Here is a 14,867-nt window from a genome sequence, read left to right on the forward strand (position 1 = left end):
TCTACGCGTGGAGGCAGCGATGACTCAACCGGCTGACAAGCTTCTCGAAGCGCTGCGCGCCTCCCTGAAGGAAACCGAGCGGCTACGGCAGCGGAACCGGCAGCTCGCATCGGCATCATCGGCACCGTTGGCGATCGTCGGAATGAGCTGCCGGTACCCGGGCGGAGTGTCGAGCCCGGAGGAACTGTGGGAACTGCTGGCCACGGGCGGGGACGCGATCTCGGGATTCCCGGCCGACCGCGGCTGGGACGCCGAGGACCTCTATGACCCGGACCCGGACCACCAGGGCACGTCGTATGTGCTCGACGGCGGATTCCTGCAGGGCGCGCCGGACTTCGACGCCGACTTCTTCGGGATCAGCCCGCGTGAGGCCCTCGCCATGGATCCGCAGCAGCGGCTGCTGCTGGAGGTGTCGTGGGAGGCGCTGGAGCGGGCCGGAATCGACCCGGCATCGCTGCGGGGTTCGCAGACCGGTGTGTTCGTCGGTGTCGCTCCCTCCGACTACATCGCGCACCCGTATCTGCAGAACATGGAAGGCCTCGAATGGCATCTCATGACCGGTGCCACGGGCAGCGTGATGTCGGGCCGTATTTCCTACCTGTTGGGGCTGCAGGGGCCCGCGGTGTCGATCGACACGGCGTGTTCGTCGTCGTTGGTCGCGCTGCACCTGGCCTGTCAGGCGGTGCGGTCGGGAGAGTGCTCGCTCGCGGTGGCGGGCGGGGTCACGGTCATGTCCTCCCCGGCCGGCTTCGTCGGATTCTCCCGACAGCGCGGCCTGGCGGAGGACGGCCGGTGCAAGGCGTTCTCGGCCGCTGCTGACGGCATGGGCATGTCCGAGGGCGTGGGCATGGTGGTGGTGGAGCGGCTGGCGGACGCCCAGCGGCTCGGACACCAGGTGCTGGCGGTGGTCCGTGGCTCCGCGGTGAACCAGGACGGTGCGTCCAACGGTCTCACCGCGCCGAACGGTCCCTCGCAGCAGCGAGTGATCCGCGCGGCCCTCGCCAACGCCCGCTTGTCGGCCAGAGACGTGGACGTGGTCGAGGCCCACGGCACGGGCACCACCCTCGGCGACCCCATCGAGGCCCAGGCGCTGCTCGCCACCTACGGCCAGGACCGGCCGGAAGAACGGCCGCTGTGGCTCGGCTCGGTGAAGTCCAACATCGGACACACCCAGCAGGCGGCCGGTGTCGCCGGTGTGATCAAGATGGTGCTGTCGCTGCAGAACCAGCAGTTGCCGCAGACCCTGCACGTGGACGAGCCGTCGCCCCATGTGGACTGGTCGGCGGGCGAGGTGCGGCTGCTGACCGAACCCGTCCTGTGGCCCTCCGGAGAGCGTGCGCGTCGCGCCGGTGTGTCCTCGTTCGGCCTGAGCGGCACCAATGTTCACCTCATCCTGGAGGAAGCCCCGACCGAGGACGGCGAGACGGCGGAGGCCCTGGACGAACCCGCCGGTGAGCGGTCGGCCGCACCCGCGGTTGTCGAGACCGACGGGATCGGTGCGTGGGTGGTGTCGGGCCGTACGGCGGGCGGGCTGGCCGCACAGGCGGAGCGGCTGCGGGACTGGGTTGCCGGCCGCCCCGGACTGGACCCGGCCGATGTGGGGTGGTCGCTGGCGGCGACGAGGTCGGTGTTCGATCACCGGGCCGTGGTGGTCGGCACCGGCGGCGATGAGCTGGTGGCGGGGCTGGAGAGTCTGGCTGGTGGAGTACCTGCGGGTTCGGTCGTCTCGGGCGTGGTGCGGTCGGGTGCCCGGGTGGTGTTCGTCTTCCCGGGTCAGGGGTCTCAGTGGCTGGGGATGGGTCGTGAACTGGCTGAGTCCAGTCCGGTGTTCGCGGCTCGTCTGGCCGAGTGTGAGCGGGCGTTGGCCCCGTATGTGGACTGGTCGCTGAGCGATGTTCTTGCTGGGGCGGGCGGTGCTCCGGAGCTGGAGTCGGCGGATGTGGTGCAGCCGGCGCTGTGGGCGGTGATGGTCTCTCTGGCTGCGGTGTGGGAAGCCGCCGGTGTGACGCCGGACGCGGTTGCCGGTCATTCGCAGGGTGAGATCGCGGCGGCGACGGTGGCCGGGATGCTGAGCCTGGAGGACGGCGCGCGGGTGGTCGCGCTGCGCTCGCAGTCGTTGCGGGTGTTGTCTGGTGCCGGCGGCATGATGTCGGTGACCGAGCCGGCTGCCCGGGTCGAGGAACGCCTCGGCCGCTGGGAGGGCCGTCTGTCGCTGGCGGCGGTCAACGGCCCGGCCGCGGTGGTCGTCTCCGGCGAGCCGATGGCGCTGGAAGAGTTGAAGCGGGAGCTGGAGGCCGAGGGCGTGCGCGCCCGGATGGTCGCGGTGGACTACGCCTCGCACTGTGCGCAGGTGGAGCAGCTGGAGAAGGAGATCCTGTCGGTTCTGGCCGGGGTGGCTCCGCGTGCGGGCCGGGTGCCGATGGTCTCGGCGATGACGGGCGAGACCCTGACCGGCACCGAGCTGGATGCCGCCTACTGGTACGGCAGCCTGCGCGCACCGGTGTACTTCGACCGGGCGGTCCACATCCTGGCCGATATGGGCCACCAGCTGTTCATCGAGGTCTCCCCGCACCCGGTGCTGATGGGGGCGGTGACCGACACCCTTGAGGTGGTCGCGCACGAGGCGGGCCCGGGCACGTTGGCCGGTGTGGTGTGCGGGACGCTGCGCCGGGACGACGGCGGAGCGGCACGTCTGATCACCTCGCTCGCCGAGGCGTTCGTGCATGGTGCGTCGGTCGACTGGGCTGCGCTTCTGTCTGCCGGACAGCGGGTGGAGCTGCCCACGTACGCCTTCCAGCACGAGCGGTTCTGGCCCAAGGCGGTGGGACCGGTCCTCGGCGGGGACGCGGTGTCGCTCGGCCTGGGTGCGGTGGGTCATCCGCTGCTGGGTGCGGCGGTGGAACTGGCCGGGGGAGCCGGGCTGGTGTGCACCGGACGGCTGTCCGTGCGTACGCACCCGTGGCTGGCCGATCACGCTGTCGGCGGCGTGATCCTGCTGCCGGGCACCGGGTTCGTGGAACTGGTTGTCCGAGCGGGTGACCAGGTCGGGTGCGGTCTGCTGGAGGAGCTGACGCTGCAGGCGCCGTTGGTGGTGCCCGCCGACGGCGGCGGGGTGCAGGTTCAGGTCGTGGTGGCGGCGGCTGATGCCGATGGACGGCGCGAGGTCGAGGTCTTCTCCCGTCCCGACGAGCCCGGCACCGAACAGCCGTGGGTCCAGCACGCCAGCGCGCTGATCGCTCCCGCCGTGCCGGTGACGGGAGTGGAAGAGGACTTCGCGGTGTGGCCGCCGCGGGATGCGACCGCGGTGGACATCAGCGGCATGTACGAGGCCCTGGCCGCGGCTTCTTACGGTTACGGCCCGGCGTTCCAGGGTCTGCGGGCGGTCTGGCGTCGTGGCGAGGACGTCTTCGCCGAGGTGGCACTGCCGGAGGACGTGGCACAGGACGCGGGCGCCTTCGGACTGCACCCGGCCTTGCTGGACGCGGTCTTGCAGGCGAGCGCGCTGGCTGGTGAGAGCGGCGAGACCGCGCAGGGTGAGGTGCGACTGCCGTTCGCGTGGGCGGGTGTGGAACTGCACGCGAGTGGAGCGTCGGTTCTGCGGGCTCGGCTGCGTCGTGACGCGCAGGGCAGTCTGACGCTGACGGCGGCAGACACCACCGGCGCACCGGTGGTCTCGGTGGCGTCACTCATCACCCGTCCCGTCTCCTCGGATCAGCTGCGGACGGGCGATACCGGCGTGGCCGACGCGCTGTTCAGCGTGGACTGGGCTCCGGTTGCCGAGATCGCGGTCCCCGCTGGGGACTGGGCGCTGATCGGAGCGGACCGTTTCGCGTTGGTGGATGTGCTGGGATCGGCCGGGGTGCCGGTCCGGGCCTTTGCCGATCTGGCCGAGGTCGCTGCCGCCACCGAGGCGGGGGAGGTCGCCCCGCAGGTGGTGCTCGTTTGCGCGGACACGGAGAGCAGCGGTGATGCGGCGCAGGCGGCTCGGCGGGCTGCCGGATCGATGCTGGGCCTGGTGCAGGAGTGGATGGAGGAACAGCGTCTGGAGTCGGCGCAGTTGGTGGTCGTCACGCGAGGTGCGGTGTCCGCCGTGCCCGGTGAGGGCGTGACGGACCTGGCGGCGGCCGCCGTATGGGGTCTGTTGCGGTCGGCGCAGTCGGAGAACCCGGGGCGTCTGGTCCTTGCCGACCTGCCCGTCACCGGCGACCACGCGACCGTGCTGCCGACCGTGCTCGGCAACGGTGAGCCGGAACTGGTCATCCGCGGCCAGAACGCCTACGGGCGTCGGCTGACCCGTCCGTCGGGTGACCTCGTCGTGCCCGATGGGGCCTGGCGATTGGAGCCTGATGAGGGCGGGTCCTTGGACGGGCTGGTGCTGGCTGAGGTGCCGCAGGTGGGGGAGCGGCTGTCGGCCGGGCAGGTGCGGGTGGCGGTGCGGGCGGCCGGGCTGAACTTCCGGGATGTGCTGATCGGGCTGAACATGTATCCCGGTGGCGGTCTGATGGGCAGTGAGATCGCGGGTGTGGTGACCGAGACAGGTCCTGGAGTGTCCCATCTGGCGGTGGGGGACCGGGTGATGGGGATCGCTTCGGGCGGGTTCGGTCCGATGGTGGTCACCGACGCACAACAGGTTGTCCCGATTCCCGAGGGGTTGTCGTTCACGGCCGCCGCCTCGGTGCCGGTCGCGTTCCTGACGGCGTGGTATGCGCTGGTGGAGTTGGCTGGTGCGCGTGCTGGGCAGCGGCTGTTGGTGCATGCGGGTGCTGGTGGTGTGGGTATGGCCGCGGTGCAGATCGCGCGGCATCTGGGTCTGGAGGTGTTCGCGACGGCGAGTCCGGCCAAGTGGCCGGTGCTGGCCGAGGCGGGTCTGGACGCGTCGCACATCGCTTCTTCCCGTAGCGCTGGTTTCGAGGCGGAGTTCCTGGCTGCCACGGGTGGGGCGGGGATGGACATCGTGTTGAACTCCCTGGCTGGGGAGTTGACTGATGCGTCGCTGCGGCTGTTGGCGCGTGGTGGTGCGTTCATCGAGATGGGCCGTACGGATCTGCGGGATCCGGAGGTGCTGGGCGGTGACTTCCCGGGTGTGATGTACCGGCCGTTCGATCTGGGTGAGGCCGGGTCGCAGCGGATGGGGGAGATGCTCGGCCGGGTGGTGGAGCTGATGGCGGCTGGTGAGTTGTCGTTGCTGCCGGTGCGGGTGTGGGATGTGCGGCGGGCGCGGGAGGCGTTCCGGTTCATGTCGCAGGCCCGGCATACGGGGAAGCTGGTTCTGGCGATTCCTGCTGGTGTGGTTGTGTCTGGTGGGGGTGGTCGGTCGGCGTTGGTGACGGGTGGTACGGGCACGCTGGGTGGGCTGGTGGCCAGGCATCTGGCGGCGACCGGCCGCGCGGACGCTGTGGTGCTGACGAGTCGTTCGGGTCCGGCTGCTGCGGGTGTGGCGGCTCTGGTGGCTGAGCTGGCCTCGTCGGGAACGCGGGTCGAGGTGGTGGCCTGCGACGCCGCCGAGCGCGACGCGCTGGCCACCGTGCTGGCCGGGATCCCCGAAGACCTCCCGCTGACCACGGTCGTGCACACCGCCGGAGTACTGGACGACGGCGTGATCGCGTCGCTGACGCCGGAGCGGGTCGCGGGGGTGATGCGGCCCAAGGCCGACGGCGCCTGGAATCTGCACGAGCTCACCAAGGACCTGGACCTGGAGCACTTCGTGCTCTTCTCCTCGGCGGCTTCGGCGATCGGTGCGCCGGGTCAGGGCAACTACGTGGCGGCGAACGCGTTCCTGGACGCGCTGGCGGCCGAGCGCCGTGCGGCCGGGCTGGCCGGAACGTCGCTGGCCTGGGGCCTGTGGGCCGAGGTCAGTGCGCTGACCGGGCAGCTCACGGACGCCGAACGGGCCCGGATCAACCGCGGCGGAGTGAGCGCGCTGAGCGCGGACGAGGGTCTGGCCCTGCTGGACCTGTCCATGGCGCGCGACGAGGCCGTGCTGGTCCCGACCCGATTCGACCTGGCCGGGCTGCGCGCCCAGGCCGCCCGTAGCACCGAGATCCCGCCGCTGTGGCGGGCTCTGGTCAGCGGTGGTCCGGGCCGGCGGACCGCGGCCTCCGGCACGGCCGTCGGGGCGGACTCGCTGCACCAGCAGCTGGCCGGCCTGTCCGGCCCGGACCGCGACCGGATGCTGACCGACCTGGTCCGCACCCATGTCGCCGCCGTACTCGGACACACCTCGCTCGACGCGATCGAACCCACCCGGGCCTTCACCGACCTGGGCTTCGACTCACTGACAGCCGTAGAGCTGCGCAACCGGCTCAGCACGGCCACCGGACTGCGCCTGCCCGCCACGCTCGTATTCGACTACCCCAACCCGTTCGCGCTCGCCGTGTACCTACGAGACCGGGTCATGGGCGATGAAGCACCAGCCGTCAGCGTGCCACGAGTCCCCTCGGCGACGACGGCCGTCGACGAGCCGATCGCGATCGTGGGTCTGGGCTGCCGGTACCCCGGCGAGGTGAACAACCCCGACGAGTTCTGGGAGTTGCTCGCCACCGGGACGGACGCCGTATCCGGGTTCCCGGACGACCGTGGCTGGGACGCGGAGGGACTCTACGACCCGGACCCCGACCACGCGGGAACCATCTACACCCGCTCGGGCGCGTTCGTCCACGACGCCAGCGGCTTCGATGCCGGGTTCTTCGGGATCAGCCCGCGTGAGGCCCTCGCCATGGATCCGCAGCAGCGGCAGTTGCTGGAGGTGTCGTGGGAGGCGCTGGAGCGGGCCGGAATCGACCCCGGATCGCTGCGCGGCAGCCCGACCGGTGTGTTCGTCGGCGGGTTCGCCTCGGGATACGGCTTCGGCGTGGCCATGGGCAGCGAGGGCTCCGAAGGGCACCTGACGACCGGCTTCGCGACGAGTGTGATGTCGGGCCGGGTGTCGTATGCGCTGGGTCTTGAGGGTCCGGCGGTGACGGTGGACACGGCGTGTTCGTCGTCGCTGGTGGCGCTGCACCTGGCTTGCCAGGCGATCCGCGCCGGAGAGTGCACGCTGGCCCTGGCCGGCGGAGCCACGGTGATTTCCACCCCTGATGGGTTCGTGGGGTTCAGCCAGCAGCGTGGCCTGGCAGTGGACGGACGCTGCAAGGCGTTCTCGGCCGAGGCCGACGGCATGGGCATGGCCGAGGGCACCGGCGTCGTGGTCGTGGAACGGCTGTCCGACGCCCGCCGCAACGGGCACCGAGTCCTGGCGGTGGTCCGCGGTTCCGCGGTGAACCAGGACGGTGCGTCCAACGGTCTGACCGCGCCGAACGGCCCGTCGCAGCAGCGGGTGATCCGGGCGGCCCTGGCCAACGCCCGGCTGTCGGCCGCCGACGTGGACGTCGTCGAGGCGCACGGTACGGGCACGACGCTGGGTGACCCGATCGAGGCGCAGGCGCTGCTCGCGACCTATGGCCAGGAGCGGTCGGAGGAGCGGCCGTTGTGGCTCGGGTCGGTGAAGTCGAACATCGGTCACACGCAGGCCGCCGCCGGTGTCGCCGGTGTCATCAAGATGGTGCTGGCGCTGCAGAACCAGCAGCTGCCGCAGACGCTGCATGCGCAGGAGCCCTCGCCGCACGTGGACTGGTCGGCGGGCGAGGTGCGGCTGCTGACCGAGTCCGTCCCCTGGCCTGCTGGGGAGCGTGCGCGCCGTGCCGGTGTGTCCTCGTTCGGCATCAGCGGCACCAACGTCCACCTCATCGTCGAGGAAGCCCCGGCCGAGGACGGCCAGGCGGCGCAGGCCCTGGACGAACCCGCCGGTGAGCGGTCGGCCGCACCCGCGGTTGTCGAGACCGACGGGATCGGTGCGTGGGTGGTGTCCGCGCGGTCGGCCGACGGGCTGACCGGGCAGGCGGGACGGTTGCGGGAATGGGCGACCGCCCGGCCTGAGGCGGACCTGGCTGATGTGGCGTGGTCGTTGGCGGCGACGCGGTCGGTGTTCGAGCACCGGGCCGTGGTGGTCGGCACCGGCCGCGATGAGCTGGTGACGGGTCTGGGGAGTCTGACTGAAGGCGTGCCTGCCGCGTCGGTCGTGTCCGGCGTCGCGCGGCCGGGCGCCCGGGTGGTGTTCGTCTTCCCGGGTCAGGGGTCTCAGTGGCTGGGGATGGGGCGTGAACTGGCTGAGTCCAGTCCGGTGTTCGCGGCTCGTCTGGCCGAGTGTGAGCGGGCGCTGGCCCCGTATGTGGACTGGTCGCTGACCGATGTTCTTGCAGGCGCGGACGGTGCTCCGGAGCTGGAGTCGGCGGATGTGGTGCAGCCGGCGCTGTGGGCGGTGATGGTCTCTCTGGCTGCGGTGTGGGAAGCCGCCGGTGTGACGCCGGACGCGGTTGCCGGTCATTCGCAGGGTGAGATCGCGGCGGCGACGGTGGCCGGGATGCTCAGCCTGGAGGACGGCGCGCGGGTCGTCGCGCTGCGCTCGCAGTCGTTGCGCGTGCTGTCTGGTGCCGGCGGCATGATGTCGGTGACCGAACCGGCCGCCCGGGTCGAGGAACGCCTCGGCCGCTGGGACGGTCGTCTGTCGCTGGCGGCGGTCAACGGCCCGGCCGCGGTGGTCGTCTCCGGTGAGCCGACGGCGCTGGAAGAATTGAAGCGGGAGCTGGAGGCCGAGGGCGTGCGCGCCCGGATGGTCGCGGTGGACTACGCCTCGCACTGTGCGCAGGTGGAGCAGCTGGAGAAGGAGATTCTCTCGGTTCTGGCCGGGGTGGCTCCGCGTGCGGGCCGGGTGCCGATGGTCTCCGCGATGACGGGCGAGATGCTGACCGGCACCGAGCTGGATGCCGGCTACTGGTACGGCAGCCTGCGGGCGTCGGTGCAGTTCGATGGCGCCGTGCGGACCCTGGCCGGCATGGGGCACCAGGTGTTCATCGAGGTCTCCCCGCACCCGGTGCTGCTCGGGGCGATGACCGAGACGCTGGAAGAGGCCGCTCTGGAAGCAGGTCCGGGCGCCCAGCCGGGGGTGGTGTGCGGGACGCTGCGCCGGGACGAGGGCGGAGCGGCACGTCTGATCACCTCGCTCGCCGAGGCGTTCGTGCATGGTGCGCCGGTCGACTGGGCTGCGCTTCTGTCTGCCGGACAGCGGGTGGAGCTGCCCACGTACGCCTTCCAGCACGAGCGGTTCTGGCCCAAGGCGGCCGTATCTGCCACCGGCGGGGACGCGGTGTCGCTTGGCCTGGGTGCGGTGGGTCATCCGCTGCTGGGTGCGGCGGTTGAACTGGCCGGTGGAGCCGGGCTGGTGTGCACCGGACGGCTGTCCGTGCGTACGCACCCGTGGCTGGCCGACCACGCTGTCGGCGGCGTGATCCTGCTGCCGGGCACCGGGTTCGTGGAACTGGTTGTCCGAGCGGGTGACCAGGTCGGGTGCGGTCTGCTGGAGGAGCTGACGCTGCAGGCGCCGTTGGTGGTGCCCGCCGACGGTGGCGGGGTGCAGGTCCAGGTCGTGGTGGCGGCGGCTGATGCCGATGGACGGCGTGGTGTGGAGGTCTTCTCCCGTCCCGACCAGCCCGGCACCGAACAGCCGTGGGTCCAGCACGCCAGCGCGCTGATCGCTCCCGCCACAACAGTCGGACAGGCCGACGATGACCTCGCTGTGTGGCCGCCGCGGGATGCGACCGCGGTGGACATCAGCGGCATGTACGAGGCCCTGGCCGCGGCTTCTTACGGTTACGGCCCGGCGTTCCAGGGTCTGCGGGCGGTCTGGCGTCGTGGCGAGGACGTCTTCGCCGAGGTGGCACTGCCGGAGGACGTGGCACAGGACGCGGGCGCCTTCGGACTGCACCCGGCGCTGCTGGACGCGGTGCTGCAGGCCGGCGCGCTGGCGGCCGATGAGAGCGGCGAGACCGCGCAAGGTGAGGTACGGCTGCCGTTCGCGTGGACGGGTGTGGAACTGCACGCGAGTGGAGCGTCGGTTCTGCGGGCCCGGGTGCGTCGTGACGCGCAGGGCAGTTTGACGCTGACGGCGGCGGACACCACCGGCGCACCAGTGGTCTCGGTGGAGTCACTCATCACCCGCCCGGTGTCGGCAGACCAGCTGCAGCCGACCCATGGCGGCGTGGCTGACGCGCTGTTCAGTGTGGATTGGGTCCCGGTGTCCGAGGCCTCGCTCCCGGCGGGGGAGTGGGCGCTGATCGGCACCGATCACTTCGCCCTGGCCGACGCGCTGGACACGGCCGGGGTGCCGGTCCGGGCCTTTGCCGATCTGGCCGAGGTCGCTGTCGCCATCGAGGCGGGGGAGGTCGCCCCGCAGGTGGTGCTCGTCTGTGCGGACACGGAGAACATCGGTGATGCCGCCCTGGCTGCCCAGCGGGCTGCCGGATCGATGCTGGGCCTGGTGCAGGAGTGGCTGGAGGAACAGCGCCTGGAGTCGGCGCAGTTGGTGGTGGTCACCCGAGGTGCGGTGGCCACGGCTGCCGGTGAGGGCGTGACGGACCTGGCGGCAGCGGCCGTATGGGGTCTGCTGCGGTCGGCCCAGTCGGAGAATCCGGGGCGTCTGCTCCTGGCCGATCTGCCCGTCACCGGCGACCACGCGGCCGTACTGCCGACGGTGCTCGGCAGCGGTGAGCCGGAGTTGGCGATCCGCGACCACCACGCCTACGGGCGTCGGCTGACCCGCCCGAAGGGTGACCTGGTCGTACCGGAGCCGGACACCGACGCACCTTCACGCACGGTACTGGTGACCGGTGGGACCGGGACGCTGGGTGGGATGGTGGCCCGGCATCTGGTGGTGACCGGCCGGGCCGGTGGTGTGGTGCTGGTGAGCCGCTCGGGCCCGGAAGCCGCTGGTGTGGCGGCCTTGGCTGCCGAGTTGGCCGGGCTGGGGGCGTGGGTTCGGGTGGTCGCGGGTGATGTGGCCGACCGGGACGCACTGGCCGCGCTGCTGGGTCAGATCCCGGCCGACTGCCCGCTGGGATCGGTCTTCCATGCCGCGGGGATCATCGACGACGGTGTCATCGGGGCGCTCACCCCGGAGCGTCTGGCGGCGGTGATGCGGCCGAAGGTGGATGCGGCTTGGTATCTGCATGAGTTGACCCAGGGCTTGGACCTGGAGCATTTCGTTCTGTTCTCGTCGGCGGCGGCGACGTTCGGTGCGCCGGGGCAGGGCAATTATGTGGCGGCGAACGCGTTCCTGGACGCGCTGGCGGCCGAACGACGCTCGGCCGGGCTGGCCGGAACGTCGCTGGCCTGGGGGCTGTGGGCCGAGGTCAGCGGGTTGACGGGGCAGCTGTCCGACGCCGAGCGGGCCCGGATGACCCGTAACGGAATCACCGCGCTGAGCGCGGAGGAGGGGCTGACCCTGCTGGACGTGGCTCTGGCCCGGGAGGAGGCCACGCTGGTTCCGGCCCGCCTGGACCTGGCGGGTCTGCGGGCCCAGGCGGCGCGCAGTGGTGAGATCCCGCCGCTGTGGCAGGTGCTGGCCGGTGCCCCGGCCCGGCGGACCGCCGCCTCCGGCAGCACCGCCGGTGCGGACTCGCTGCGGCAGCAGCTTGCCGCGCTGCCCGCCGCGGACGGTGACCAGATGCTGCTGAATCTGGTGCGCACCCATGTCGCGGCGGTTCTCGGTCACGCCTCGGCCGATGCGATCGAGCCCGGCCGGGCCTTCACCGACCTGGGCTTCGACTCCCTGACCGCCGTCGAGCTGCGCAACCGGCTCAACGCGGTGACAGGGCTGCGGCTGCCCGCGACCCTGGTGTTCGACTACCCCACCCCGACGGTGCTCGCGGCACACCTGCGGGCCAAGCTGGTCGGGCAGCGTGCCGCGGGCGCCGCCGCCCTGGCCCCGGTCGGCGCCGCCGCCCACGACGAGCCGATCGCGATCGTGGGGATGAGCTGCCGGTTCCCCGGCGGTGTGGCAGGCCCGGAGGATCTGTGGCAGATGCTCGCCACCGGGCAGGACGCGATCTCCGAGTTCCCCGAGGACCGCGGCTGGGACCTGGCCGGCCTGTACGACCCCGACGCGGCGCATGCGGGAACCTCGTACACCCGGGCTGGCGGGTTCGTGAAGGACGCCAGCGGGTTCGATGCCGGGTTCTTCGGGATCAGTCCGCGTGAGGCCCTCGCCATGGACCCGCAGCAGCGGTTGCTGCTGGAGCTGTCCTGGGAGGCCTTCGAGCGGGCCGGGATCGACCCGGTCAGCCTGCGCGGCAGCCAGACCGGCGCGTTCGTGGGCGGCTACACGTCCGGATACGAGATGGGCGTGCTGGCGGAGGGTGCCGAGGTCGAGGGGCACTTGATGACGGGCATCGCGACGAGCATCCTGTCCGGCCGGGTGTCGTACGCGTTCGGTCTCGAAGGGCCGGCGATGACGGTGGACACGGCCTGCTCGTCGGCGCTGGTGGCGCTGCACCTGGCCTGCCAGGCGATCCGTTCCGGCGAATGCGCGATGGCGTTGGCCGGCGGTGTGACGATCATGGCCACTCCGGGGACCTTCATCGAGTTCTCCCGGCAGCGCGGGCTGGCGCCGGACGGGCGGTGCAAGGCGTTCTCGTCCGACGCGGACGGCACGGGCTTCGCGGAGGGCGCCGGCATGCTCGTCGTGGAGCGGCTGTCGGATGCCCGGCGCAACGGGCATCGGGTCCTCGCGGTGCTGCGCGGCAGCGCGGTGAACCAGGACGGTGCGTCCAACGGACTGACGGCGCCCAACGGGCCCTCGCAGCAGCGGGTGATCCGCGCCGCCCTCGCCAACGCCCGGCTGTCGGCGGCTGAAGTGGACGTGGTGGAGGCGCACGGTACGGGGACCACGCTCGGTGACCCGATCGAGGCGCAGGCGATCATCGACACCTACGGGCAGGAGCGTGCGCAGGAGCGGCCGTTGTGGCTCGGCTCGGTGAAGTCCAACATCGGGCACACGCAGGCCGCCGCCGGTGTCGCAGGTGTGATCAAGATGGTGCTGGCGCTGCAGAACCAGCAGCTGCCGCAGACGCTGCATGTGCAGGAGCCTTCGCCGCACGTGGACTGGTCGGCCGGTGAGGTGCGGCTGCTGACCGAAGCGGTGCCCTGGCCGGTGAACGGGCGGGTACGGCGTGCCGGTGTGTCCTCGTTCGGGATCAGCGGCACCAACGCGCACATCATCGTGGAGGAGGCCCCCGAGGCCGAGGAAGCCGAGGCTCCCGCCGAGGCGCCGGCGCCGCCCGCGGTGCCGTGGGTGCTGTCGGGGCGGACGCAGGAGGCGCTTCAGGCGCAGGCCGGACGGCTGCGGGCGTTCCTCGTCGACCGGCCCGAACTGGACCCGGTGGACGTCGGGTTGTCGCTGGCCACGACCCGTTCGGGCTTCGACCGCCGGGCGGTCGTGCTGGGCGAGGACCGCGACGGCCTGCTCGCCGGGCTGGCCGTGGTCGCCGCGGGCGTGGAGACAGGGGACGTCCTGACCGGGACCGCGGCGGCGGAACAGAAGGCGGTGTTCGTCTTCCCCGGCACCGAGTCGGGCTGGGCCGGATCCGCCGCGCGACTGCTGGACGAGGCACCCGTGTTCGCGGCGCACATGGCCGAGTGCGAACGGGCCCTGGCCCCGTTCGTCGACTGGTCGCTGACCGAGGTGGTGCGGAGCGGACCGGAGGCCCGGGATTTCGAACGCCCCGACGTCGTGGGGCCGGTGCTGTGGGCGGTGATGGTGTCGCTGGCCGCGCTGTGGCGTTCGGCGGGCGTCCACCCGGCCGCCGTCACGGGCTACGACCTGGGCGAGATCGCCGCCGCGCAGGTGGCCGGTGTGCTGTCACTGGCCGACGCGGCCAAGGTGGCGGCGCTGACCAGCCGGGTGCCCGCCGGTGCGCAGCCGGGTCCCGAAGAGCTGGCCTCGATCCGCCCGCGACCGGGCAAGGTACCGATGCTCTCCACCCGGGACGCGGCGTGGGTCGCCGGAGCGGACCTGGACGCCGCCTACTGGTGCGGGAGTTCACGGGAGGCCGCGCCGTTGCGGGACGTGGTGCGCGCCCTGGCCGGAGACGGGTTCGGCGTCTGCATCGAGGTCAGCACCGACCCGGTGCTGACCACCGGGATCACCGAGGCCCTCGGCGAGACGGACCTGAAGAACGACGTCGTCACCGTGACCGGGACACTGCGCCGGGAGGATGCGGGCCTGCGGCGATTCCTGGCCGGCCTGGCCGCCGTCCACGTCCGCGGGACCACGGTGGACTGGGCCGCGGTGCTGGGCGGCGGGCGGAAGGTGGATCTGCCCACCTACGCCTTCCAACGCCAGCGGTACTGGCCGTCGGTGCCGGTCCGCGAGACCGTGGCGGCGCCGGGCGCCGAGAGCCAGTCTTCCCCGGGCGAGCGGCAGTTCTGGTCCGCGGTGGAGCAGGGAGACATGGCCGCGCTGGCCGGGATGCTCGGCCTCGCGGAGCCGCTCAGGGAGGACATGCCGCTCGGCACGATCCTGGCGTCGCTGTCGTCGTGGCGGCAGCGGGAGCAGGCCCAGCTCAACGGCGCCCCGGACAGCGAGGCCGACGCGGACTCCGCGGCGCCGGCCCTGGACTGGCTGCGGCAACTGGCCGAGGCGTCCCCGTCCGAGCGGCAGGAACTGCTGCGCGGGCTGGTCCGCGAGGAGATCGCCGCGATGCTCGGCTACGAATCCCTCGACCAGGTTCCCCTCGAAGGCGATGTCTTTGAGATGGGAATGACGTCGATGTCGGCTGTTCAACTGCGGGAGGCAATAATCGAGCACACTGGAGTGAAGCCGCCGGAGGGCTTCGTCTATGATTTCTATTCGCCAGCCGCGATCGCGGACTTCCTGTTGACCGAGCTGTCAGCGGGGCTTCCGGAAGGTGACTTGGGAGCCGTTTAGGGTTCCCCGGCCCCTGAGCTCGTGCTAGCGTCTGGCGCGCTATTAGGGGTGCGATCTGCCGTGAAAGAGC

The 14,867-nt window shown here is 71.8% G+C and carries 1 pseudogene; it reads left to right on the forward strand.

What is annotated here, in order from left to right:
* Positions 1-19: 19 nt before the first annotated feature.
* A pseudogene (locus tag AVL59_RS54035) lies at positions 20-14,734 on the forward strand (SDR family NAD(P)-dependent oxidoreductase); the annotation flags it as partial.
* Positions 14,735-14,867 lie beyond the last annotated feature (133 nt).

The organism is Streptomyces griseochromogenes (assembly GCF_001542625.1).
Lineage (GTDB): Bacteria > Actinomycetota > Actinomycetes > Streptomycetales > Streptomycetaceae > Streptomyces > Streptomyces griseochromogenes.